This is a genomic window from Thermus sp., assembly GCF_056332225.1.
Map to the genome: position 1 here is coordinate 43,943 of NZ_JBWGQW010000003.1, position 21,927 is coordinate 65,869.

Sequence of the window (21,927 nt, forward strand, 5' to 3'; positions counted from 1 at the left end):
CTCCTATCTCGGCTCCTCGGGCCACTCGGCGAGGTTGGCGCGGAAGGTGCCGATCCTGAGGCGCTTTTCCTCCTGCCCTACCTGGAAGACCACCTCGTCCTCCTCCACCCGGAGGATGCGCCCCACGAACCCCCCGGGCCCCGGCACCTTGGCCTTGAGGCCCTGGAAGCGCTCAAAGTGGCGGCGGGTGAAGAGGGGCCTTTTGGGCCCGGGCGACTCCACCAGGAGGCGGTAGCTTCCCGGGATGGGGTCTTCCCGGTCCAGGACCGCCTCTATGGCGCGGCTCGCCGCTTCCAGCTCGGCCACGCGGATGGGCCGCTCGTCCTTGCGCTCAAGCCGCACCAAAACCTCCCCGGGGGCCTCCCTGACCTCCAGGACCTCGAGGTCCAAGGGCTCCACCGCCTCTTCCACCAACCGCCAAAGGTCCACGGACACCTCCCCACCTCCCTTCACAAAGGAAGGGTGGGCTTCCACCCACCCCCCTCCCTTGGGAGCACTGCCCCCAGTCTACACCCAAGGGCCCCTTGACTACAACCCCTTTAGCCTGCTACACTCAAGCTTGCCGGTCCGAACCCGGCCTCGTGGGGGTGAACGGTCTCGACGGGGGTCGCCGAAGGCGTGGCTGCGCGCCGAGGTGCGGGTGGCCTCGTAGGTACGCCCAAAAGGGCGTGACCGTAAAAACCCGCAACGGCATAACTGCCAACACCAACTACGCTCTCGCGGCTTAATGACCGCGACCCCGCCCGGTAGCCCCGCCGGGGGCTCACCGGAAGCGGGGACACAAACCCGGCTAGCCCGGGGCCACGCCCTCTAACCCCGGGCGAAACCCCAAGAGGGCTCGCTCCTGGCCGCCCGTCCGCGGGCCAAGCCAGGAGGACTCCCAAAACGCGGACTACGCGCGTAGAAGCCCGCCGTAGGGACCTTCGGACGGGGGTTCAACTCCCCCCACCTCCACCAGAAGGGGCGCCTTCGGGCGCCCTTTTCCCTTGGGTGTAGCCGGGGTAGATATGTCCCCCAGGGAACCTGCTAGAGTGGAGCTGGTGCCTTGAGCACCTCCTTCGGGGCGGGGTGGAAGTCCCCACCGGCGGTGAAAGCCCGCGAAGCCCCTAAAGGGGCCCGACCCGGTGGAACTCCGGGGCCGACGGTGAGAGTCCGGATGGGAGAAGGAGGGCCACTTGCGCGACCTAGACGAGCGCTTTCTTAGAAGGGCCTTTCAGCTTGCCGAACGCGCCCGGGGCCACACCAGCCCCAACCCCCTGGTGGGGGCGGTCCTGGTTCGGGAGGGGCGGATCGTGGGCGAGGGGTTCCACCCGAAGGCGGGGGAGCCCCACGCCGAGGTCTATGCGCTGCGGGAGGCGGGGGAGCTTGCCCGGGGGGCCACGGCCTACGTGACCCTCGAGCCCTGCGACCACTTCGGCCGCACCCCCCCCTGCTCCCTCGCCCTCCTAGAGGCGGGGGTTTCCCGGGTGGTGGTGGCGGCCCGGGAGGAAAACCCCGCGGCCAAGGGGGGGCTGGAGCGCCTGCGAAAGGCGGGGGTGGAGGTGGAGTGGGGCCTTCTGGAGGCCGAGGCCCGGGCCCAGAACGAGGTCTTCTTCGCCGTGCAGAGAAAGGGCCTGCCCTTCGTCCTTCTCAAGGCGGCCCTCACCCTGGACGGCAAGGTGGCCGCCCCCTCGGGGGACGCCCGCTGGATCTCCTCGGAGGCGAGCCGCCGCGTGGCCCACGCCTACCGGCAGTGGCTCCCCGCCGTGATGGTGGGGGTGGGGACGGTGCTCCAGGACGACCCCGCCCTCACCGTGCGCCATCCCGACTTCCGCCCCTTCCCCCTCATGGTGGAGCCCCCGCCCCTCCGCGACCCCCTCAAGGTGGTCCTGGACACCGAGGCCCGCACCCCCCCCACGGCCCGCCTTTTCCGGAAGGGCCCCAGGGGGGAGGCCGCCCGGGTCCTGGTCTTCGTGGGGGAGGGGGCCCCGAGGGCGCGGGTCTCGGCCCTGGAGGAGGCGGGGGCCCGGGTGGTGGCCCTCCCCCGGGAAGGGGGGCGGGTGAGCCCGGAGGGGGCCCTCGCCTTCCTCCTGGAGGAAGGGGTGGACGGGGTGCTCCTGGAGGGGGGGCCGAGGCTCGCCGGGGCCTTTCTGGAAAGGGGCCTGGTGGACAAGCTCGCCCTCTTCCTCGCCCCCCGGATCCTGGGGGAGGGGAGGGGGCTGGCCGAGGGCTTCAGGGTGGAGCGGGTGGCGGAGGCCCTGCGCCTTCGCTTGGCCCATAGGGAGTGGCTTGGGGAGGACCTCTGGCTCGAGGCCTACCCGGAGGAGTAGATGTTCACGGGACTCGTGGAGGAAACGGGGGAGATCCTGAAGGTGGAGGAAGGGCCCTTCCTTAGGGTCCACATCGCCGCCCGCAAGGTGCTTGAGGACCTGAAGGTGGGGGACTCCGTGGCCGTGGACGGGGCCTGCCTCACGGCGGTTGGGGTGGAGGAAGGGGGGTTTTGGGTGGAGCTCGCCCGGGAGACCCTGCGCCGCACCGCCCCCACCTGGCGGGTGGGGCACAGGCCCAACCTGGAACGGGCCCTGAAGGTGGGGGACCGGCTTGGGGGGCACTTCGTCACCGGGCACGTGGACGGGGTGGCGAGGCTTGTGGAGGTGCGCGAGGCCCCGGGGGCCAAGGACCTCTACTTCCTTCCCCCCGAGGGGCTTGCCCCCTACATCGCCGAGAAGGGGAGCGTGGCCCTAAACGGGGTCTCCCTCACGGTGGCGGGGCTTATGGGAGAGGCCTTCTGGGTGACCCTCATCCCCCACACCCTCGAGGTCACCAACCTGGGGAGGCTTCGGGTGGGGGACGGGGTGAACCTCGAGGTGGACCTCATCGCCCGCTACGTGGCCAGGCTTCTTGGGAGAGCGTGATGGAAGGGATCGCCAGCGTCAAGGAACTTCTGGAGGAGCTAAGGGCGGGCCGCCCCGTGATCCTGGTGGACGACGAGGACCGGGAGAACGAGGGCGACCTCATCATGGCGGCGGAGCACGTGACCCCGGAGTGGGTGAACTTCATGCTCAAGGAGTGCCGGGGCCTCCTCTGCGTGGCCCTCACGGAGGAAAGGGCCAGGGCCCTGGACCTTCCCCTCATGGTGGAAAGGAACCAGGACCCCCAGGGGACCCGCTTCACCGTGAGCGTGGACGCCCGGGGCACCACCACGGGGATCAGCGCCTTTGAGCGGGCGGCCACCATCAGGCTCCTCGCCGACCCCGAGGCCACGGCCCAGGACTTCCGCCGCCCGGGGCACGTCTTCCCCCTGGTGGCGAGGCCGGGCGGGGTCTTGCGCCGCGCCGGGCACACCGAGGCCACGGTGGACCTCCTCCGCCTCGCCGGGCTCACCCCGGTGGGGAGCCTCATTGAGATCCTCAAGGAGGACGGCACCATGGCCCGCCTGCCGGACCTCCTGGCCTTCGCCCAGAGGCACGGCCTCAAGGTGGGCACCATCGCCGACCTCATCCGCTACCGCCTGGAGAAGGGGGACCTCTACGTGCGGCGGGAGGCGGAGGCCCTCCTCCCCACCCGCTTCGGGGAGTTCCGCATCCTGGCCTACCGGGACACCCTCACGGGGGAGGAGCACGCCGCCTTGGTCATGGGAAGCTGGGGGCCGGAGGAGCCCGTCCTCGTGCGCATGCACTCCGAGTGCCTCACCGGGGACGCCCTCCACTCCCTGCGCTGCGACTGCGGCTTCCAGCGGGACCTAGCCCTGGAGAGGATCGCCGAGGAGGGGAAGGGGGTCTTGGTCTACCTTAGGCAGGAAGGGCGGGGGATCGGCCTGGTGAACAAGATCAAGGCCTACCACCTCCAGGACCAGGGCCTGGACACGGTGGAGGCCAACCTGGCCCTGGGCTTTCCCCCGGACCTCCGGGACTACGGGGTGGGGGCCCAGATCCTCTACGACCTCGGGGTGCGGAAGATGCGCCTCCTCACCAACAACCCGAGGAAGGTGAAGGCCCTCTCCGGCTTCGGCATAGAGATCGTGGAGCGCCTCCCCCTTAGGGCCGGGGACAACCCCCACAACGAGCGCTACCTCCAGGCCAAGAAGGAGAAGCTCGGGCACTGGATGGACTAGCATGGGGGCATGCCCCAGCGCCTCGGGCTTCTGAGGGCCGCCCTCCTCCTGCTCCTCTTCCTCGCCTTTCTGGACCTGAGGTGGCCCTTGCCGGGCCGGGTGGTCTACCTCCTGGACTTTTCCCCTTCCGCCCGGGAGGCGGTCTTCGCCCTGGCCTCGAGGCTTCCCAAGGACGCGGTGTACGTGGCCTTCGCCGAGCGGGCGGCCACCCTGCCCTCGCCCACGGCCCGGCGGCTGGACCTCGGGGAGAAAACCGATCTCAGGGCGGCCTTCGCCGAGGCCAAGCGGCTGAACCCCGCCCGGGTGGTCCTGGTCTCCGACGGGCTTTTGGAGCCCGTTCCCCCGCCCTTTCCCCTGGATGCCCTCTACGTCCCCCCGAGGGCCCACGTGGCGGTGCGCCTCGTCCCTCCCGCCTACCCCCTCTACGGGGAGACCGTGGGGGTAGGGGTGGTGCTGGAAGCCCCTCTTCCGGCGGAGGCCAGGCTCCGGGTGGAGGGGCCTGGGGGGGTCCTGGAGCGCGCCTTGAGGGTGGAGGGGAGGCGGGCCCTCGTCTACACCTTTCCCCTCACGGAGAAGGCAGGGGTGCGGGCGGCAGCGGAGGGCCCTTGGGGAAGGAGCGAGGCGGAGGTGGAAGTGGCCCCCGCCGACCGGGCGCGGGCCCTGGTGCTCGGGGACCCGGCCCTGGCCCGGTACCTCGAGGCCCAGGGCTTCCAGGTGGAGGAGGGCTTCAGGCTTCCCCTGGAGGCCGATCTAGTGGTGGTGGGCGTGGGGGTTTTGGACCTCCCCGAGGGGGCCCCGGAGGCCCTCCGGGGCTTCCTCCGCCAGGGGGGAGGCCTCCTCTTCACCGCCACCCCCAAGGGCCTCTTCTTCGGGGGGTGGGACCGGGCGCTCCCCGAAGAGCTTCCCCTGAAGCCTTTAGGCCGGGAGGGGGCGGCCTTGGTCCTGGTCCTGGACGTCTCCGGGAGCATGGAGGGGGAGAAGCTTTCCATGGCGGTGGCCGGGGCCTTGGCCCTGGTGGAAAGCGCCGCCCCCGAGGACCGCCTGGGGGTGGTGGTCTTCGCCTCGAGCCACCGGGTCCTCTTCCCCCCAAGGCCCATGACCGCCCAGGCCAAAAAGGAGGCGGCAAGCCTCCTCCTCTCTCTAAGGGCGGGGGGCGGGACGGCCCTCGGGGGGGGCTTCCGGGAGGCGGTGCGCCTCCTAGAGGGGGTGCCCGGGGGGCGGAAGGCGGTTTTGGTCCTCACCGATGGCCTGGTCGCCGACGCCAAGGAGCCCATCCTGGACCTCGCCCAGACCTCCGGGGTGGAGGTGAGCGCCCTGGCCCTGGGCGAAGACGCCGATACCCCCTTCCTGCAGGAGCTCGCCCGGAGGGGCGGGGGGCGGTTTTACCGGGCGGCCTCCCCCAGGGAGCTTCCCCGCCTCTTCCTCAAGGAGGGCCAGGAGGTCTTCCGGGGGGAGGGCCTGGAGGGGCGGTTTCCCGTGGAGGCGAGGCCCCACCCCCTCACCGAGGGCTTCCGCTTTCCCCCCCTCGCCGTCCTCCTCCCCGCAAGGGCCGAGCCCTGGGCCGAGGTGCTCCTCCAAAGCGGCGAGCGGGCCGTCCTCGCCATCGGGGAGCGGGGGGAGGGGCGGGTGGCGGCCTTAGCCACGGACCTCTCCCGCTCCTGGCGGGACTTCCCCGGGGCCTCGGCCTTCCTCGGGGGGCTTGCCCGGTGGCTTGCGGGGGCGCGGCGGGCCCTCGCCCTCTACGCCTACCCCGAGGGCAAGGGGGTCAGGGTGGTCCTCCTTGGAGGGCTGGAGCGCCCCGTGGTCCTCGCCGGGGGGAAGGAGGTGCCGCCCCTCCCCTCGGGGCCCCTGCGGTACGAGCTCCACCTGGAGGAGCCGGGGGTTCTCCTGGACGGAAAGCGCCGCCTTCCCCTCCCCCTTCCCCTGCCCGGGGAGTGGACCCCCCGGGACGGGAAGGCCCTCCTTCAGGCCCTGGCCGAGGCCTCGGGGGGGAGGCTCCTTTCCCCGGAGGAGCTCCCCGCAAGGGCCCCGGTGGACCTCCCCTTGAGGCCCTACCTCCTGGGCCTCGCCCTCCTCCTCTTCCTGGGGGAGCGGGCCCTCGAGGCCCGCCGGAACCGGGGCACAACGGGGGAGGGCCCTTTGGGCTAAGACCTGCAAAGGGCCGAGGAGGAAAACCGCCGCCTGGCCCAGGAGGTGAGGGCGGCCCTGCTGGGGCGGGCCTGGGACCCGGAGAGGCTTTCCGAGTTGCGCCAGGTCCTAGAGGAGGCCTGGCTGGAGCTGGTCCTTCACGCCTCGCCCCAAGCCAGCAAGCTCGAGGCCCTCATCCAGGGCCTGGAGCGCCTTCTTGCGGGAACCCCTCGCCGATCTGAACGAGAACCGCCTCCCCCCGCACCGTGAGGACCCCTTCGGCGTAGAGCTCGGTTTCCACCACCACCTTCCTGCCCTTCACCTCCCGGGCTCGGCCCAGGAGGAGGAGCTCCGGGCCCAGGGGGGTGGGCTTGAGGAAGTCCACCTTGAGGCTCGCGGTGACGAAGCGGAGGGGGGTGGCCTCCAGGGAAAGCCCCTCGGCCTGGGCCTTGGCCGCGGCCGCCGTGGCGGTGGAGTGGCAGTCCACCAGGGAGGCCAAAAGCCCGCCGTAGACGAAGCCGGGGAGGGCGGTGTGGTGGGGAGAGGGGGTGAAGCGGGTCTCGCTAAGCCCTTTTTCGGCGTTCCAGTAGGTCTTGATGTGGAGGCCGTGGGCGTTCAGGTAGCCGCACCCGTAGCAGTGGGCCCACTCCGGGGGGTAGTAGAGCTGGATGGCCTTCATGCGAGCCCCTGGGCTTTCCAGCGCTCCGGCACCGCCTTCCTCAGGAAGTCCACGATCTCCTGGGTGCTGGTCCCGGGGCCGAAGACGGCGGCCACGCCTAGGGCCTTGAGCTTGGGCACGTCCTCGTCGGGGATGATCCCCCCGCCAAAGAGGAGGATGTCCGAGGCCCCCCGCTCGTCCAAAAGGCGCTTCACCTCCCGGAAGTAGTGCATGTGGGCCCCGGAGAGGATGGAGAGCCCGACGGCGTCCACGTCCTCCTGGATGGCGGCGGAGACGATCATCTCCGGGGTCTGGCGGAGCCCGGTGTAGATCACCTCCATCCCCGCGTCCCTCAGGGCCCGGGCCACCACCTTGGCCCCGCGGTCGTGCCCGTCCAGGCCCGGCTTGGCGATGAGCACCCGTATGCGCCGCTCCGTGCTTTCCATATCGGCCTCCTTAGACGTAGGCGGGCTCCTGGTAGGTGCCGTAGACCTCCCGCAGCACGTCCATCATCTCCCCCAGGGTGCAGTAGGCCAGGGCGCACTCCACGAAGTGGGGCATGGTGTTCTGCCCCTCCACCGCGGCCTGCCGCAGGCCCTTTAGGGCCTCCTCCACCTGCTTGGGGTCGCGCTCCCGCCGCACCCGGGCGAGGCGCTCCGCCTGGACCCTCTCCACCTCCGGGTCCACCAGCTGGATGGGCACTTTTAGGGGGATCTCGTCGGTGAAGGCGTTCACCCCCACGATGATCCTTTCCTTGCGCTCCACCTCCTGCTGGTAGCGGTAGCTGGCCTCGGCGAGCTCCCGCAGGAAGTACCCCTCCTCAATGGCCCGCACCACGCCCCCCATGCGGCGGATCTCCTCAATGATGGCCATGGCCTGCCGCTCCATCTCGTCGGTGAGCCACTCCACGTAGTAGCTCCCCGCCAGGGGGTCAATGGTGTGGGTGACCCCGGTCTCGTAGGCGATGATCTGCTGGGTGCGGAGGGCGATGGTGGCGCTCTCCTCCGTGGGCAGGGCCAGGGCCTCGTCGTAGGCGTCGGTGTGGAGGCTCTGCGTGCCCCCGAGGACCGCCGCCAGGGCCTGGATGGCCACCCGGGCGATGTTGTTCAGGGGCTGCTGGGCGGTGAGGGACACCCCGGCGGTCTGGGCGTGGGTGCGGAGCATCCAGCTCTGGGGGTTCTTGGCCCCGTAGCGGTAGCGCATCTCCTTGGCCCAGATGCGCCGGGCCGCCCGGAACTTGGCGATCTCCTCAAAGAAGTCGTTGTGGACGTCAAAGAAGAAGCTGATGCGGGGGGCGAACTCGTCCACGTCCAGGCCCCGCTTGAGGGCGGCCTCCACGTACTCAAAGCCGTCCGCCAGGGTCCAGGCGAGCTCCTGCACCGCCGTGGAGCCCGCCTCCCGGATGTGGTAGCCGGAGACGGAGATGAAGTTCCACTTGGGGACGTTCTTGGGCCCCCACTCAAAGGTGTCGATCACCAGCTTCACGCTGGGCTCGGGGGGAAAGATGAACTCCTTCTGGGCGATGAACTCCTTGAGGATGTCGTTCTGGATGGTGCCCCCGAGCTTCTTCCAGTCGTAGCCCCGCTTCTTGGCCACCGCCAGGTACATGGCCCAGATGGCGTTGGCGGGGGAGTTGATGGTCATGGAGGTGGTGACCTCCTCGAGGTGGATCCCTTCAAAGAGGACCTCCATGTCGGCGAGGCTAGAGACCGCCACCCCGCACTTCCCCACCTCCCCCTTGGAGAGGGGGTGGTCGGAGTCGTAGCCCATGAGGGTGGGGAGGTCAAAGGCCACGCTGAGGCCGGTCTGGCCCGCCTTTAAGAGCTTCTTAAAGCGCTCGTTCGTCTGCTCGGCGGTGCCGAAGCCGGCGAACATGCGCATGGTCCAAAGCTTGGACCGGTACATGGAGCCGTAGACCCCCCGGGTGTAGGGGAACTCCCCGGGAAAGCCCCGCTTCTCCTCGTACTCGGGGTCCAAAACCCCGATGTCCTCGGGGGTGTAGAGGGGCTCGGGGGCGATATCGGAGAGGGTCTTGTGGGCCACGGGCCTCTCCGGCATCTTCTCCAGGCTCTTCCGGTAGGTCTCCCTGAGCCAGTCGTGTTTCTTGCGCATGGGCCCTCCCTTGGTCTTTAGTGTACGCTTTTTTGCCGCTGGGGAAAAGAGCGTCATATCGCCCCTTGCTGGCTTGCGCCAGAATGGGGGCCCGGAAAAAGACGCCCCAGGGCGATTGGGCTTCGGCTTGGGTGACCTCCAAGGCGTCTCGGGAAAGAGGGCTTTGGGGCCTACCTTCAGGGCCCCTTGCGCTCGCTTTCCGGCTCCACGTGGATGGTGACGCTAAGCCCGGGGATGGCCTCCTCCAGGGCCCGCTCCAGCCGGTCGCAGAGCCGGTGGGCCTCGGCCACGGGGGTTTCCCCGGGCACCACCAGGTGGAACTCCAGAAAGGCCCGGTGCCCCGCTTTCCGGGTCTTGAGGTCGTGGACCTCGAGGGCCTTTCCCCCAAGTTCCCTTGCGATCACCTCCTTTATGCGGGCCACCTCCTCGGGGGAAAGCCCGGCGTCCATCAGCCCTCCCACCGAGTCCCGGACCAGGCGGAAGCCCATGAGGAGGATGTTCCCCGCCACCACTAGGGCCAGAAGGGGGTCCAGGACCCAAAACCCCGTGAGCCAGGCCAGGCCCACTCCCAGAAAGACCCCTACCGAGGTGAGGACGTCGGAAAGAACGTGGTAGCCGTCGGCCACCAGGGCCGGGGAGCGGTGAAGCCGCCCCTTCCGGATGAGGTGGTAGGCCAAAAGGCCGTTGGTCCCAGAGGCCAGGAGGCTCACCCCTAGCCCGGGGCCAAGGCCCTCCAGCGGCACCGGGCGAAGGAGGCGGGGCAGGGCCTCCTGCGCGATGAGGAGGGCGGCCAGGACCACCAGCACCCCTTCCAGCACCGCCGAGAAGTACTCCGCCTTGGTGTGGCCGAAGGGGTGGGTGGCGTCCGGGGGCTTATGGGCCAGGCGGATGGCGAAGAGGGCCAAAAGGGCCGCGGCCACGTTGACGATGGACTCCAGGGCGTCGGAGAGGAGGGCCACCGACCCGGTGAGGAGGTAGGCCAGGGCCTTCAGGCCCAGGACCAGGAGGGCGACGAGGAAACTAAGGCGGGCGGCGCGCTCGGCCACTAACCTTCCTTCCCGGCCTCCTCCAGCTCCTCTTGCCCCTCCTTCCTGGGCTTCATCAGGGGGAAGAGGAGGACGTCCCTTAAAGAGGGCTGGTCGGTGAGGAGCATGGTGAGGCGGTCTATCCCGAGGCCAAGCCCCGCCGCCGGGGGCATGCCGTACTCCAGGGCTAAGAGGAAGTCCTCGTCGGGCTCGGGGGCCTCCTCGTCCCCCTCCTTGCGGCGCCTCGCCTGCTCCAGGAAGCGCTCCCTCTGGTCCAGGGGGTCGTTGAGCTCGGAGTAGGCGGGGGCGAGCTCCATCCCCCCGGCGAAGAGGTCCCAGCGCTCGGTGAGGCCGGGCTTCTCCCGGTGGCGTTTGGCCAGGGGGCTGATGGCCAGGGGAAAGTCAAAGACGAAGGTGGGGTCCTGGAGCTCGGGCTCCACGTAGATCCCGAAGAGCTTGTCCAAAAGCTTGTAGCTCGGCACCTGGGCGAGCTCAGGGTGGTGGGCGTCGGCCCAGAGCCTGAGGCGTTCCAGGTCCAGGGGGTCAAAGGAAAGGCCCGCCCCCTCCTTCAGGGCCTCCACGAAGGAGATGCGCTTGAAGGGCGGCTTGAAGTTCAGCACCCGCCCCTGGTAGGGGACCTCGTAGCCCCCGAAAAGGTGGTAGACCAAGCCCGAGAGGAGCTCCTCCACCAGGCCCGCCATGTCCTGGTAGTCGGCGTAGGCCCAGTAGGCCTCCAGCATGGTGAACTCGGGGTTGTGGTTGTGGTCAATGCCCTCGTTGCGGAAAACCCGCCCGACCTCAAAGACCTTCTCGTACCCCCCCACCAGGAGGCGCTTGAGGTAAAGCTCCAAGGAGATGCGGAGGAAGAACTCGTCGTCCAAGGCGTGGTGGTAGGTCCGAAAAGGCCTCGCCTCCGCCCCCCCGGTGGTGGCCTGGAGGACGGGGGTTTCCACCTCCAAAAAGCCCTTCTCCTCAAAGAAGCGGCGGATGTAGCGAAGGATGGCCGCGCGCCTCTGGAAGACCTCCCGCACCTCGGGGTTGACGATGAGGTCCAGGTAGCGCTGGCGGTAGCGCACCTCCTTGTCCTTGAGGCCGTGCCACTTGTCGGGGAGGGGGTGGAGGGCCTTCACCAGGGGGGTCCAGGAGAGGACCTTCACCGTGACCTCCCCCGTCTTGGTGGTGAAGACCGTTCCCTTCACCCCCAGGATGTCCCCCACGTCCAGCCTCTTCAGGAGCTCGTAGCGGGGGGTGAGGTCCTTCTGGAAGTAGAGCTGGATCCTCCCCGTTTCGTCCAGGAGGTGGGCGAAGGTGACCTTGCCCATGCGGCGGATGGCCAAAAGCCTCCCCGCCAGGGCCACCTCCTCCTCGGGCCACTCGCTCTCCGGCGGGGCGCCCTCCTTGCCCTTTAGGACCTCCCGGGCGCTATGGGTCTTGGGGAAGCGGTAGGGGTAGGGTTCAAACCCCGCCTCCACCAGGGCTTCCAGGTTCAGGAGGCGTTGGCGCGTCTGCTCGTTCATCTTAGCCGTGGACCGCCACCACGCGGAACTCCTTCTTGCCCTTGGGGGTTTCCAGGGAGAGGACGTCCCCCACCCGGTGGCCCAGGAGGGCCTTGCCCATGGGGGAGGCGTCGGAGATCTTCATGGGGGTCTCCAGGACGCTGGCCTCGGCGGGGGAGACCACCTGCACCTCTAGGCGTTCCCCGGTGGCGGGGTCCTCCAGCTCCACCACCGACCCCAGGCCGATGACCTCCCCCGTGGCCTCCTCAAGGATCACCGCCCGGGAGAGGACGTCCTCCAGGGAGTCAATCCGGGCCTCAATGCGGGCCTTCTCCTGCTTGGCCGCCTCGAGCCCCGAGTCGTCGTAGTCGTCGCTGGACTCCATGAGCTCCTGCAGGATCTGGGTGGCCTCCTGGAGGCGCCTCCTCTCCTGCTCCAGCTGCTGCATGAGCCGCTCGTAGCCGGCCTTGGTCAGCTTCACCTCGCGCGCCATAGCTCACCTCGTAAGTCGTGGAGGCCGGCCAAAGCCGACCTCCCTGGCCCAAGGGCCCCCTTCTCAGGTGAGTATACCCCGAAGGAGGATTTCCCTCAAACGCTCGGGCTCCGCCCGGCTGGCGCAGGCCTCGGTGTCCTGGCAGAGGACCAGGTAGCGCAGGTGGGTCTCCCTGCCCCCCACAAGGTGGCGGAAAAAGCCCAGGGCGCTCCCCGAGAGGTGGCGGCGGCAGGCCTCGCACACCTGGGGGCCTCCCACGTGCCCCGGGAGGGGCTCGAGGGTGAGCCGAAGCTCCGGGGGGCCCTTCTCCGCGATGACCACCCGGCCCTCCTCGTCCCGGTAGTAGAGGATCTCCCCCAAGGGAAGGAGGTCAGGGGAGGTGCCTGGAAAGAGCTCCAGGATCATCTCCCGCTCTTCGTAGTCCATGCCCCTAGCTTAGCCCAAGCCGGGCGAGAAGGGGCGGCAGGAGGAGGTAAAGGCCCAAGAGAAGGGAGAAGAGGCTCGCCACCAATACGGCCGCCGCGGCGGTGTCCTTGGCCTGTTTGGCCAGGGGGTGGTAGACGGGGCTCGCCAGGTCGGTGAGGGCCTCGAGGGCGGTATTGAGGAGCTCCAGGGAGAGGACCAGGGCGGCCATGAGGAGGATGGGGGTGAGGTCCACCCCAAGCCAGAGGCCAAGCCCCACCGCCAGGGCCCCCAGGAGGACCTCTATGCGGAAGTTGCGCTGGACCCGCCAGGCGTAGGCCAGGCCTTCCCAGGCGAAGGCGAAGGAGCGCAAGACCCCCTTTAGAGGGCGAGGATCCTCTCTTGGACGCGGCGGAACCCCTCCCAATCCTCCTCCTTTTGGTGGTCGTGCCCGAGGAGGTGCCAGAGCCCGTGGGCGGCGAGGACCAGCACCTCCTCCTCCAGGGAGGCCCCCCGGGCCTCGGCCTGCCTTTTTGCGGTGTCCAGGCTGATCCAGATGTCCCCGAGGTGGGGAGGGACGAAGGGGTCCCCGGGCTCGTAGTGGGGGAAGGAGAGGACGTCCGTGGCCTCGTCCTCCCCCCACCACGCCCGCTTCAGGGCGCGAAGTCGGCGGTCCCCGGTGAGGATCACCGTGACCGCCCTGTCCCCCACCTCGAGCTCCCGCATGAGCCCCTCCAGGGCCCGGCGAAGCCTCGGCCTAAGCCCCCTCGGAGGCCTTTTGTTGGCCACGATCGCCACCACGCTCGGCCTCCTCGTAGGCCTTGATGATGCGGGCCACCAGGGGGTGGCGCACCACGTCGGACTCCTTGAAGTAGACGAAGGCGATGCCCTCAATCCCCTTCAGGATGCGGGTGGCCTCCACCAGGCCCGACCTTTGGGGCTTGGGCAGGTCAATCTGGGTCACGTCCCCGGTGATGACCATCTTGGAGGAGAAGCCCATGCGGGTGAGGAACATCTTCATCTGCTCCGGGGTGGTGTTCTGGGCCTCGTCCAGGATGATGAAGGCATCATTAAGCGTTCTGCCCCTCATGAACGCTAAAGGCGCCACCTCAATGATTCCAGATTGGAGATATTGCTCAAAACGCTCCGCGTCAATCATGTCAAAGAGGGCGTCGTAGAGGGGCCTGAGGTAGGGGTCCACCTTGGCCTGGATGTCCCCCGGCAAAAAGCCCAGCTTCTCCCCCGCCTCCACCGCGGGCCGGGTGAGGACGATGCGCTTCACCTTGCGGGCCCTCAGGTGGCTCACGGCCATGGCCACGGCCAGGTAGGTCTTGCCCGTGCCCGCGGGGCCGATGCCGAAGGTGATGTCGTGCTGGGCGATGGCCTCCACGTAGCGCCTCTGGCCCGGGGTCTTTGGGCGGAGGCGGCCGGGGAGGGCGAGCTCGGTCTGGGGCGTGGTGGCCTGGTAGAGCCCCTCCCCCTCCAGGGCGAGGGCCACCGCCTGCTCCAAGGTGGGCTCGTCCAGCTCCGCCCCCTGGCGCAGGAGGGCGAGGAGGTCCCGGAGGGCCCTTTCCGCCTTTTCCACCGCCTCCTGGTCCCCAAGGAGCTCCACCCCTTCCCCCCGGGCCACCAGCTTCAGGCGGTCGCCGAAGGCCTCCTTGAAGAGGCCCCGGAGCTTCTTCAGGTTCCGGTCGGCCTGGCCCAGGAAGGCCAAGGCCTCCTCGGACCTCAGGGGAATCACCACCCTCTGGGCTTCTTCAGGATCTCGTGCCATATCACCCCTTTGAGCAGGCTTTGGCGGTCGGTGGAGAGGAGCCCCTTGCGCCCTTTGGCCCTAGGGGGTTCCTCGAGGGCCTCCTCCCGGAAGCGCACCTCCAAGGGGGTGCGCTCGGAGGAGGGAAGGCGCTCCAAGCTTTGCCCCTCTTCCCGCCGGGGCTCGGGGGGAGGGGGTGGGGGCGTGGGCTTGGGCCGGGCCTTAGGCCGGGGTTTGGGGAGGGGCTCGGGGACGGGCAGGTCCTCGGGGAAGCCCGGGGGGGTGGGAGGGGCCCCCCGGCGGAAAAGGCCCTGGAGGGCGGGCAGGACCACGAAGAAGAGGAGGAAAAGGAGGCCCAAAAGGTCGTCCAGGCTCATTCCTCGCCCTCGGGCTTGGCCGCCCGGCTGATGGACTCCCGCATGTCGGTGTCGGCCTCGATGTTCTTCAAGCGGTAGTAGTCCATGACCCCCAGGTTCCCCTTCCTCAAGGCTTCGGCCAGGGCCAGGGGCACCTGGGCCTGGGCCTCCACCAGCTTGGCCCGCATGGCCTCCACCAGGGCCCGGTTCTCCTGCTCGGCGGCCACGGCCATGGCCCTTCGCTCCTCGGCCTTGGCCTGGGCGATCTTCTTGTCGGCCTCCGCCTGGTCGATCTGGAGCTGGGCCCCGATGTTCTTGCCCACGTCCACGTCGGCGATGTCCACGGAGAGGATCTCAAAGGCGGTGCCCGCGTCCAGCCCCTTTTCCAGCACGGTCTTGGAGATGCGGTCGGGGTTCTCCAGGACCTCCTTGTGGGAGTTGGCGCTGCCGATGGTGGTGACGATGCCCTCCCCCACCCGCGCGATGATGGTCTCCTCCCCGGCCCCACCCACCAGGCGGTCGATGTTGGCCCGCACCGTGACCCGGGCGGTGGCCAAAAGCTGGATCCCGTCCTTGGCCACGGCGGCCACCATGGGGGTCTGGATGACCTTGGGGTTCACGCTGACCCGCACCGCCTCCAAGACGTCCCGGCCCGCGAGGTCTATGGCCGCCGCCCGGTCGAAGGTGAGCCGGATCCCCGCCTTATCGGCGGCGATGAGGGCGTCCACCACCCGGTCCACGTTGCCCCCGGCGAGGTAGTGGGCCTCGAGGCGGTCCAGCCTTACGTCCAGCCCCGCCTTGGTGGCCTTGATGAGGGGGTAGATGATCTTGGCCGGGGGAACCCGCCTCAGGCGCATGGCCACCAGGGTGAGGAGGGGGACCCTGACCCCCGCCGCCCAGGCCGAGATCCAAAGCCCCACCGGGATGAAGCTAAAGAAGAGAAAAACCAGGACGAGAACGACAAAGGCTAGAAAAAGCACGCCGAGTCCTTCCATATCACACCTCCATAGGTTCCACCACCACCGTGGGCCCCCGCACCTCCACCACCCGGATGGCGGTGCCCTTAGGGATGAAGCCCCGGTTGGCCACCACGTCTACCCGCTTGGCCCCAAAACGGGCCACGCCCCCCGGCCTCAGGTCCGTGAGGGCGGTGCCCACCATGCCCACCTCCACCTCCTCCGGGGTGGCGTGGGCCTCGATGGCGCTTTCCAGAACCAGGGCCCGGGCGGGCCTCGTCCTCGGCAGGTAGCGGAAGACCAAGAGGAGGCCCAGGCCCAGGGCGATCACGGCGATGGCCATCACCATGAGGGCGTTTTCCCCGAAGGTGAAGTAGACCGAGGCCAGGATGCTTCCCACCCCCAAGGCCCCGGCCACGCCGAAACCGGGGAAGAGAAAGGCCTCGGCCAGGAGGAGCCCCACCCCCAGGAAGAAGAGGAGGAGTTCAAAGGCTCCGGAAAGCCCCGCGAGCCACCCCCCGGCGAAGTAGAGGGCGAGGAAGGCGAGGCCCAAGGCCCCCATGGCCCCAAATCCCGGGGTGAAGAGCTCCAAGAGAAGGAGAAGAAGCCCCAAGGCGAGGAGGAGGCCCGCCACGGTGGAGCTGGTGAGGAAGCGGGCCACCTGGACCCGGGGGCCGGGCAGAAGGCGGGTGGTCTCCGGGGCGAAGCCCGCCTGCCGCAGGGCCTCGGGGAGGCTTCCCGCCTTGAAGTCCGCCACCTTGAGCTCCACCGCCTTGTCGGCGGAGAGGGTCAGGGGCTCCCCCTTGGCGGAAAGGCCGGGGACCTCGAGGTTCGGGTCCACCATGGCCTCGGCGAGCTCCACGGGCCGCCCCCTGGCCTCGGCCACGGCCCGGAACTTTCCCTTGAGGGCGGAGATCACCTTTTGGTCTGCGGCCCTTGGCTCCTGGAGGGGCAGGGCCACCACGGGGAGGGCGGCCCCGATCTCCGAGCCCGGGAGCATGGCGATCTGGCGGCAGGAGAGGGCGATGAGGGCCCCGGCGGAGAAGGCGTTCTGCACCACGGCCAGGGTGGGGAGGGGGGTCTTTAGGATGCGGTCGGAGATGCGGATGGCGGCGTCCACCCGCCCCCCCGGGGTGTCAATGAGGAAGACCACGCCGCTCGCCCCTTCCCGCTCCGCCCGGGCGAGGGCCTGCTCCACGAAGACCGCCAAGGCGGGGTCAATCTCCCCCTCTATGGGGATGACGAAGGTCTTCCCCAGGGCCAGGGAGAGGAGAAGGGCGAGGGCCAAAAGCCTTTTCACCGCTTCCATTCTATACGGTTTCCCGGGGGTTGGGTGGCTTGGGCCACGCTATCCTTAAGGGGATGCTGCGCCTTGGCCTCTTGGGCCACCCCGTGGCCCACTCCCTCTCCCCGGCCATGCACGCCTTCGCCCTGGAAAGCCTCGGGCTCGAGGGCACCTACGAGGCCCTGGACACCCCTCCCGAGGGGCTTCCGGAAAGGCTTGCGGAGGCGCGGCGGGCCTTCAGGGGGGTAAACCTGACCATCCCCCTAAAGGAGGCCGCCCTGGGGCACCTGGACTGGGTCTCTCCCGAGGCCAAGGGGATCGGGGCGGTGAACACGGTCCTAAGGGTGGAGGGGCGGCTTTTCGGCTTCAACACCGACGCCCCGGGCTTCCTCGAGGCCCTGAGGGCGGGGGGCATTCCCCTAAAGGGCCCCGCCCTGGTGCTCGGGGCCGGGGGGGCGGGGCGGGCCGTGGCCTTCGCCCTGAAGGGGGCGGGCCTCGAGGTCTGGGTCTGGAACCGCACCCCGGAAAGGGCCCTCGCCCTGGCGGAGGAGTTCGGCCTAAGGGCCGTTCCCCTGGAAAGGGCGAGGGAGGCCCGGCTCCTCATAAACGCCACCCGGGTGGGCCTCGAGGACCCCGCCGCAAGCCCCCTCCCGGCGGAGCTCTTCCCGGAGGAGGGGGCGGCGGTGGACCTGGTCTACCGCCCCCTTTGGACCCGGTTCCTGCGGGAGGCCAAGGAAAGGGGCCTAAAGGTCCAGACCGGCCTTCCCATGCTCGCCTGGCAGGGGGCTTTGGCCTTCCGCATCTGGACGGGCCTCTTCCCCGACCCCTTGGGCATGGAGGAGGCGGCCCGCCGGGCCTTGGGGGAAGCGTGAGCTTTACCCTGGCCGCCCTTGTGGTCCTCGAGGAGACCATCCAGAAAAGCCGCTTCATCGCCAAGGCGGCCCCCGTGGCCTCGGAGGAGGAGGCCCTGGAGTTCTTGAAGGCCCACCGGGAGCCTGAGGCCACCCACAACCCCTACGCCTACAAGATCGGCCCCCTCTACCGCTTCTCCGATGATGGCGAGCCCGCGGGCACCGCGGGCAGGCCCATCCTCCACGCCATAGAGGCCCAGGGGCTGGACCGGGTGGCGGTCCTGGTGGTGCGCTACTTCGGCGGGGTCAAGCTTGGGGCCGGGGGGCTCGCGCGGGCCTACGGGGGCGTGGCGGCGGAGGCCCTCCGCCGGGCGCCCAAGGTCCCCTTGGTGGAGCGGGTAGCGGTGGCCTTCCTGGTTCCCTTCGCCGAGGTGGGCCGGGTCTACGCCCTTCTTCAGGCCCGCGCCCTCGAGGCCGAGGAGACCTACACCCCGGAGGGCGTGCGCTTCGCCCTCCTCCTCCCCGAAACCGAGCGGGAAGGCTTCCTCAAGGCCCTCCTGGACGCCACCCGGGGGCAGGTGGCCCTGGAGTAGCATGGAGGCGATGCTTCCGCTCTTTGAGCCCAAGGGCCGGGTCCTCCTGGTGGACGGCCACCACCTGGCCTACCGGGCCTTCTTCGCCCTGAAGGGCCTCACCACGAGCCGCGGCGAGCCGGTGCAGGCGGTCTTCGGCTTCGCCAAGAGCCTCCTCAAGGCCCTGAAGGAGGACGGGTACAGGGCCGTCTTCGTGGTCTTTGACGCCAAGGCCCCCTCCTTCCGCCACGAGGCCTACGAGGGCTACAAGGCGGGGAGGGCTCCCACCCCGGAGGACTTCCCGAGGCAGCTCGCCCTCATCAAGGAGCTGGTGGACCTTTTGGGGCTCGTCCGCCTCGAGGTCCCCGGCTACGAGGCGGACGACGTCCTCGCCACCCTGGCCAAGAAGGCGGAAGGGGAGGGGTACGAGGTCCGCATCCTCACCGCCGACCGGGACCTCTACCAGCTGGTTTCCGACCGCATCGCCGTCCTCCACCCCGAGGGCTACCTCATCACCCCGGGATGGCTTTGGGAGAGGTACGGCCTTAAGCCGGAGCAGTGGGTGGACTTCCGCGCCCTGGCGGGGGACGATTCCGACAAACTCCCCGGGGTCAGGGGCATCGGGGATAAGACCGCCCTAAAGCTCCTCAAGGAGTGGGGGAGCCTGGAAAACCTCCTCAAGAACCTGGACCGGGTGAAGCCGGAAAGCGCCCGGGAGAAGATCAAGGCCCACCTGGAAGACCTCAGGCTCTCCTTGGAGCTTTCCCGGGTGCGGGCCGACCTTTCCCTGGAGGTGGACTTCTCCCAAGGGGGGAAGCCCGACCGGGAGGGGCTAAAGGCCTTCCTGGAGCGGCTTGAGTTCGGAAGCCTCCTCCACGAGTTCGGCCTTCTGGAAAGCCCTACCCCCACAGAGGAGGCCCCCTGGCCCCCGCCGGAAGGGGCCTTCGTGGGCTACCTCCTCTCCCGCCTCGAGCCCATGTGGGCGGAGCTAAGGGCCCTCGCCGCCTGCAAGGAGGGCCGGGTCCACCGGGCGGAAGACCCCCTTTCCGGCCTCCGGGACCTCAGGGAGGTCCGGGGCCTCCTCGCCAAGGACCTGGCCGTCTTGGCCCTCCGGGAGGGCCTGGACCTCCCGCCTTCGGACGACCCCATGCTCCTCGCCTACCTCCTGGACCCCTCCAACACCACCCCCGAGGGGGTGGCCAGGCGCTACGGGGGGGAGTGGGTGGAGGAGGCCGCCCAAAGGGCCCTCCTCGCCGAAAGGCTCCAAAGGAACCTCCTGGAGCGCCTGAAGGGGGAGGAGAAGCTCCTTTGGCTTTACGAGGAGGTGGAAAAGCCCCTCTCCCGGGTCCTGGCCCACATGGAGGCCACGGGGGTGAGGCTGGACGTGGCCTACCTGAAGGCCCTTTCCCTGGAGCTTGAGGGGGAGGTAAGGCGCCTCGAGGCCGAGGTCTTCCGCCTGGCGGGCCACCCCTTCAACCTGAACTCCCGGGACCAGCTGGAGCGGGTCCTCTTTGACGAGCTCGGCCTTCCCGCCATCGGCAAGACGGAGAAGACCGGAAAGCGCTCCACCAGCGCCGCGGTGCTGGAGGCCCTCCGCGAGGCCCACCCCATCGTGGAGAAGATCCTGGAGTACCGGGAGCTCACCAAGCTCAAGAGCACCTACATAGACCCTCTTCCCGGCCTCGTCCACCCCAGGACGGGCCGCCTCCACACCCGCTTCAACCAGACGGCCACGGCCACGGGGAGGCTTTCCAGCTCCGACCCCAACCTGCAGAACATCCCCGTGCGCACCCCCCTGGGCCAGAGGATCCGCCGGGCCTTCGTGGCCGAGGAGGGGTGGGTGCTGGTGGCCCTGGACTACAGCCAAATAGAGCTCCGGGTCCTCGCCCACCTCTCGGGGGACGAGAACCTGATCCGGGTCTTCAAGGAGGGCCAGGACATCCACACCGAGACCGCGAGCTGGATGTTCGGCGTGCCCAAGGAGGCCGTGGACCCCCTCATGCGCCGGGCGGCCAAGACGGTGAACTTCGGCGTCCTCTACGGCATGTCGGCCCACCGGCTCTCCCAGGAGCTTGCCATCCCCTACGAGGAGGCCGCGGCCTTCATTGAGCGCTACTTCCAGAGCTTCCCCAAGGTGCGGGCCTGGATAGAGAAGACCCTGGAGGAGGGGAGAACGCGGGGCTACGTGGAGACCCTCTTCGGCAGGAGGCGCTACGTGCCCGACCTCAACGCCCGGGTGAAAAGCGTCCGGGAGGCCGCTGAGCGCATGGCCTTCAACATGCCCGTCCAGGGCACCGCCGCCGACCTCATGAAGCTCGCCATGGTGAAGCTCTTCCCCCGCCTCAAGGAGATGGGGGCCCGGATGCTCCTCCAGGTCCACGACGAGCTCCTCCTGGAGGCCCCCAAGGAACGGGCCGAGGAGGTGGCGGCCCTGGCCAAAGAGGTCATGGAGGGGGTCTACCCCCTCGCCGTGCCCCTGGAGGTGGAGGCGGGGATGGGGGAGGACTGGCTCTCGGCCAAGGAGTAGGGTTGGGCTCCGGAGCCTAAAGAAGGGCCAGGGGGTTTTCCCGGAGGAAGGTTTCCAGGGGAATGCCCCCTGGGCCCAGGAGAAGGCCCTTCCCCCCGAAGGCCTGGGTGAAGGCTTCCAAGCCCTTGGTCCTCTTGGAAGGGGTGCTTTTGACCTCCAGGGCCAGGAGGCGCTTTCCCTTTTTCAGCACGAAGTCTACCTCCAGGTCCCTTTCCCGCCAGTAGTAGACCTCGTAGCTCCCCTGGGGGGCGTGGGCCAAGAGGTGGGCGCCCACGGCGGTCTCCACAAGCCGCCCCATGAGGGCGGGGTCCCCCCACACCTCCTCCGGGGAAAGCCCCAGGACCGCGGGGATGAGCCCCGTGTTCAGGGCGAGGAGCTTGGGGCTCGAGGCGCGTCGCCGAAAGGGCTCGGCGGCGTACTTCTGGAGGGCACCGAGGAGCCCTGCCCCCTCCAAAAGCTCCAGGTAGTGGGCCAGGGTCACCGTGTTCCCGGCGTCTTGGAGTTGTCCCAGTATTTTTGTGTAGGAGAGTACCTGGCCGCTGTAGAGGAGGCCCAGCTCCAGGACCCTTCGCAGAAGGGCGGGCTTCTCCACCCGGGTGTGGAGCAGGATGTCGCGGCCCAGGGTGGTTTCTAGAAGGGCGTCTTTGATGTAGCGGGCGAACCTCTCGGGCTCTTGCCGCAGGGGAGCCGCGCCCGGGTAGCCCCCGAAGTAGAGGTACTCGGGGAGGGTGTACCCGAAGGCTTCCTCCATCTCGTAAAAGGTCCAGTGGGGGAGGTGAAGGACCTCAAAGCGGCCGGCGAGGCTTTCGGAAAGGCCCTTTTGCAGGAGCAGGGGCGACGAGCCCAGGAGGACCACCTTGAGGGGAAGGCCCTGGAAGCTGTCCTCGTCCCAGAGGCGCTTCAGGGTTTCCGACCAGCCCAGCACCTTCTGGGCCTCGTCCAAGACCAAGAGGGCTTCCCCTGCCTGGGCCAGGCGGCGGGCTAGGGTCCACTGGGTTTCCAGCCAGGGGGCTTCCTTGAGGGTGGGCTCATCGGCGGAGGCGTAGTGGTAGGGGAGGCCGGAGGCCTGGGCCACCTGCAGGGCGAGGGTGGTCTTGCCCACCTGCCTGGGGCCCAGCACCACCTGCATGAGGTGGCGGGGCTCCTTGAGCCGCCGCAGGAGCTCCTGGGCCTGGGGGCGGGCGAAGGAAGATTTGCTCAGCATGCTGAGTATTTTTACTC

General features: G+C 69.1%; 22 protein-coding genes, 1 other RNA gene and 1 riboswitch. Of the genes, 8 read left to right on the forward strand and 15 right to left on the reverse strand.

Annotation, left to right across the window (positions count from 1 at the left end):
* Positions 1 to 3: 3 nt before the first annotated feature.
* On the reverse strand, positions 4 to 429 hold the full coding sequence (gene rimP, locus AC01Y6_RS01345; RefSeq protein ID WP_347241835.1) for a ribosome maturation factor RimP: 426 nt from the start codon (positions 427 to 429) through the stop codon (positions 4 to 6).
* 154 nt (positions 430 to 583) lie between these two features.
* On the opposite strand from rimP, the gene ssrA reads away from it, so the two are divergent.
* The 5 genes from ssrA to AC01Y6_RS01370 all read left to right on the forward strand — a co-directional run bounded on the left by ssrA (position 584) and on the right by AC01Y6_RS01370 (position 6,241).
* Positions 584 to 957, forward strand: a transfer-messenger RNA (tmRNA) gene (gene ssrA / locus AC01Y6_RS01350).
* Positions 958 to 1,050: 93 nt separating this feature from the next.
* Positions 1,051 to 1,172, forward strand: a riboswitch (FMN riboswitch).
* A 3-nt stretch (positions 1,173 to 1,175) separates the two neighbouring features.
* A complete protein-coding gene (gene ribD, locus AC01Y6_RS01355; protein ID WP_428721488.1) occupies positions 1,176 to 2,309 on the forward strand; it encodes a bifunctional diaminohydroxyphosphoribosylaminopyrimidine deaminase/5-amino-6-(5-phosphoribosylamino)uracil reductase RibD in 1,134 nt (377 codons plus the stop codon).
* The gene (locus AC01Y6_RS01360; RefSeq protein WP_476669891.1) at positions 2,310 to 2,894 is read left to right on the forward strand and encodes a riboflavin synthase; all 585 of its coding nucleotides are present in this window, start codon (positions 2,310 to 2,312) and stop codon (positions 2,892 to 2,894) included.
* Complete coding sequence (locus AC01Y6_RS01365; protein WP_476669892.1) at positions 2,894 to 4,093, forward strand: bifunctional 3,4-dihydroxy-2-butanone-4-phosphate synthase/GTP cyclohydrolase II; 1,200 nt, start codon at positions 2,894 to 2,896, stop codon at positions 4,091 to 4,093. The genes AC01Y6_RS01360 and AC01Y6_RS01365 overlap by 1 nt, the downstream gene beginning before the upstream one ends.
* 9 nt (positions 4,094 to 4,102) lie before the next feature.
* Positions 4,103 to 6,241 (forward strand): VWA domain-containing protein, encoded by a 2,139-nt coding sequence (locus tag AC01Y6_RS01370; RefSeq protein WP_476669894.1) that lies wholly within the window; start codon positions 4,103 to 4,105, stop codon positions 6,239 to 6,241.
* Positions 6,242 to 6,413: 172 nt separating this feature from the next.
* On the opposite strand, the gene AC01Y6_RS01375 is transcribed toward AC01Y6_RS01370, so the two are convergent.
* From AC01Y6_RS01375 to AC01Y6_RS01435, 13 genes are all read right to left on the reverse strand, one after another.
* Positions 6,414 to 6,899, reverse strand: coding sequence for a PaaI family thioesterase (locus AC01Y6_RS01375; protein ID WP_428720615.1), 486 nt, complete (start codon positions 6,897 to 6,899; stop codon positions 6,414 to 6,416).
* Positions 6,896 to 7,324 carry a cobalamin B12-binding domain-containing protein gene (locus AC01Y6_RS01380; RefSeq protein WP_347241841.1) on the reverse strand — a complete coding sequence of 143 codons (429 nt, stop codon included), beginning with the start codon at positions 7,322 to 7,324 and terminating at the stop codon, positions 6,896 to 6,898. The genes AC01Y6_RS01375 and AC01Y6_RS01380 overlap by 4 nt, the downstream gene beginning before the upstream one ends.
* Before the next feature lie 10 nt (positions 7,325 to 7,334).
* Positions 7,335 to 8,990 carry an acyl-CoA mutase large subunit family protein gene (locus AC01Y6_RS01385; protein ID WP_476669895.1) on the reverse strand — a complete coding sequence of 552 codons (1,656 nt, stop codon included), beginning with the start codon at positions 8,988 to 8,990 and terminating at the stop codon, positions 7,335 to 7,337.
* Between the two features lie 176 nt (positions 8,991 to 9,166).
* Entirely contained in the window at positions 9,167 to 10,036 is an 870-nt protein-coding gene (locus tag AC01Y6_RS01390) for a cation diffusion facilitator family transporter (RefSeq protein WP_476669896.1), read from the reverse strand.
* Entirely contained in the window at positions 10,036 to 11,532 is a 1,497-nt protein-coding gene (gene lysS / locus AC01Y6_RS01395; RefSeq protein ID WP_476669898.1) for a lysine--tRNA ligase, read from the reverse strand. Before lysS ends, AC01Y6_RS01390 begins: the two co-directional genes overlap by 1 nt.
* Before the next feature lies 1 nt (position 11,533).
* Positions 11,534 to 12,004 (reverse strand): GreA/GreB family elongation factor, encoded by a 471-nt coding sequence (locus tag AC01Y6_RS01400; RefSeq protein ID WP_347241845.1) that lies wholly within the window; start codon positions 12,002 to 12,004, stop codon positions 11,534 to 11,536.
* Positions 12,005 to 12,067: 63 nt separating this feature from the next.
* Positions 12,068 to 12,430 (reverse strand): hypothetical protein, encoded by a 363-nt coding sequence (locus AC01Y6_RS01405; protein ID WP_476669899.1) that lies wholly within the window; start codon positions 12,428 to 12,430, stop codon positions 12,068 to 12,070.
* Between the two features lie 4 nt (positions 12,431 to 12,434).
* Entirely contained in the window at positions 12,435 to 12,833 is a 399-nt protein-coding gene (locus tag AC01Y6_RS01410; RefSeq protein WP_428720612.1) for a diacylglycerol kinase family protein, read from the reverse strand.
* Positions 12,788 to 13,207, reverse strand: a complete 420-nt coding sequence (gene ybeY, locus AC01Y6_RS01415; protein WP_347241848.1) for an rRNA maturation RNase YbeY — start codon at positions 13,205 to 13,207, stop codon at positions 12,788 to 12,790. The genes AC01Y6_RS01410 and ybeY overlap by 46 nt, the downstream gene beginning before the upstream one ends.
* Positions 13,164 to 14,180 (reverse strand): PhoH family protein, encoded by a 1,017-nt coding sequence (locus AC01Y6_RS01420; protein WP_347241849.1) that lies wholly within the window; start codon positions 14,178 to 14,180, stop codon positions 13,164 to 13,166. Before AC01Y6_RS01420 ends, ybeY begins: the two co-directional genes overlap by 44 nt.
* Positions 14,144 to 14,536, reverse strand: coding sequence for a hypothetical protein (locus tag AC01Y6_RS01425; protein ID WP_347241850.1), 393 nt, complete (start codon positions 14,534 to 14,536; stop codon positions 14,144 to 14,146). Before AC01Y6_RS01425 ends, AC01Y6_RS01420 begins: the two co-directional genes overlap by 37 nt.
* Positions 14,533 to 15,510: a flotillin-like protein FloA gene (floA, locus tag AC01Y6_RS01430; RefSeq protein WP_347241851.1), complete on the reverse strand. Its 978-nt coding sequence runs from the start codon at positions 15,508 to 15,510 to the stop codon at positions 14,533 to 14,535. The genes AC01Y6_RS01425 and floA overlap by 4 nt, the downstream gene beginning before the upstream one ends.
* A 1-nt stretch (position 15,511) precedes the next feature.
* Positions 15,512 to 16,780 (reverse strand): NfeD family protein, encoded by a 1,269-nt coding sequence (locus tag AC01Y6_RS01435; protein ID WP_476669903.1) that lies wholly within the window; start codon positions 16,778 to 16,780, stop codon positions 15,512 to 15,514.
* A gap of 53 nt (positions 16,781 to 16,833) precedes the next feature.
* Here AC01Y6_RS01435 and aroE point away from each other — a divergent pair, with 53 nt between their 5' ends.
* Genes aroE through polA form a run of 3 tightly spaced genes read left to right on the forward strand, consistent with a single transcriptional unit; the run spans position 16,834 to position 20,706 of the window.
* On the forward strand, positions 16,834 to 17,628 hold the full coding sequence (aroE, locus tag AC01Y6_RS01440) for a shikimate dehydrogenase (RefSeq protein WP_476669904.1): 795 nt from the start codon (positions 16,834 to 16,836) through the stop codon (positions 17,626 to 17,628).
* A complete protein-coding gene (locus AC01Y6_RS01445; RefSeq protein ID WP_476669905.1) occupies positions 17,625 to 18,200 on the forward strand; it encodes an IMPACT family protein in 576 nt (191 codons plus the stop codon). Before aroE ends, AC01Y6_RS01445 begins: the two co-directional genes overlap by 4 nt.
* Before the next feature lies 1 nt (position 18,201).
* The gene (polA, locus tag AC01Y6_RS01450) at positions 18,202 to 20,706 is read left to right on the forward strand and encodes a DNA polymerase I (RefSeq protein ID WP_476669906.1); all 2,505 of its coding nucleotides are present in this window, start codon (positions 18,202 to 18,204) and stop codon (positions 20,704 to 20,706) included.
* A 16-nt stretch (positions 20,707 to 20,722) separates the two neighbouring features.
* Here polA and AC01Y6_RS01455 read toward each other — a convergent pair whose 3' ends face one another.
* A complete protein-coding gene (locus tag AC01Y6_RS01455; protein WP_476669908.1) occupies positions 20,723 to 21,910 on the reverse strand; it encodes an ATP-binding protein in 1,188 nt (395 codons plus the stop codon).
* Positions 21,911 to 21,927: the final 17 nt, after the last annotated feature.

What these genes read in the sequence shown, in the direction of transcription:
- AC01Y6_RS01360 (WP_476669891.1), top strand. Translation starts at nt 2,310, where the DNA reads ATGTTCACGGGACTCGTGGAGGAAACGGGGGAGATCCTGAAGGTGGAG.
- AC01Y6_RS01365 (WP_476669892.1), top strand. Translation starts at nt 2,894, where the DNA reads ATGGAAGGGATCGCCAGCGTCAAGGAACTTCTGGAGGAGCTAAGGGCG.
- AC01Y6_RS01370 (WP_476669894.1), top strand. Translation starts at nt 4,103, where the DNA reads ATGCCCCAGCGCCTCGGGCTTCTGAGGGCCGCCCTCCTCCTGCTCCTC.
- AC01Y6_RS01375 (WP_428720615.1), bottom strand. Translation starts at nt 6,899, where the DNA reads ATGAAGGCCATCCAGCTCTACTACCCCCCGGAGTGGGCCCACTGCTAC.
- AC01Y6_RS01380 (WP_347241841.1), bottom strand. Translation starts at nt 7,324, where the DNA reads ATGGAAAGCACGGAGCGGCGCATACGGGTGCTCATCGCCAAGCCGGGC.
- AC01Y6_RS01385 (WP_476669895.1), bottom strand. Translation starts at nt 8,990, where the DNA reads ATGCGCAAGAAACACGACTGGCTCAGGGAGACCTACCGGAAGAGCCTG.
- lysS (WP_476669898.1), bottom strand. Translation starts at nt 11,532, where the DNA reads ATGAACGAGCAGACGCGCCAACGCCTCCTGAACCTGGAAGCCCTGGTG.
- AC01Y6_RS01400 (WP_347241845.1), bottom strand. Translation starts at nt 12,004, where the DNA reads ATGGCGCGCGAGGTGAAGCTGACCAAGGCCGGCTACGAGCGGCTCATG.
- AC01Y6_RS01405 (WP_476669899.1), bottom strand. Translation starts at nt 12,430, where the DNA reads ATGGACTACGAAGAGCGGGAGATGATCCTGGAGCTCTTTCCAGGCACC.
- AC01Y6_RS01420 (WP_347241849.1), bottom strand. Translation starts at nt 14,180, where the DNA reads ATGGCACGAGATCCTGAAGAAGCCCAGAGGGTGGTGATTCCCCTGAGG.
- AC01Y6_RS01425 (WP_347241850.1), bottom strand. Translation starts at nt 14,536, where the DNA reads ATGAGCCTGGACGACCTTTTGGGCCTCCTTTTCCTCCTCTTCTTCGTG.
- floA (WP_347241851.1), bottom strand. Translation starts at nt 15,510, where the DNA reads ATGGAAGGACTCGGCGTGCTTTTTCTAGCCTTTGTCGTTCTCGTCCTG.
- AC01Y6_RS01435 (WP_476669903.1), bottom strand. Translation starts at nt 16,780, where the DNA reads ATGGAAGCGGTGAAAAGGCTTTTGGCCCTCGCCCTTCTCCTCTCCCTG.
- aroE (WP_476669904.1), top strand. Translation starts at nt 16,834, where the DNA reads ATGCTGCGCCTTGGCCTCTTGGGCCACCCCGTGGCCCACTCCCTCTCC.
- polA (WP_476669906.1), top strand. Translation starts at nt 18,202, where the DNA reads ATGGAGGCGATGCTTCCGCTCTTTGAGCCCAAGGGCCGGGTCCTCCTG.
- AC01Y6_RS01455 (WP_476669908.1), bottom strand. Translation starts at nt 21,910, where the DNA reads ATGCTGAGCAAATCTTCCTTCGCCCGCCCCCAGGCCCAGGAGCTCCTG.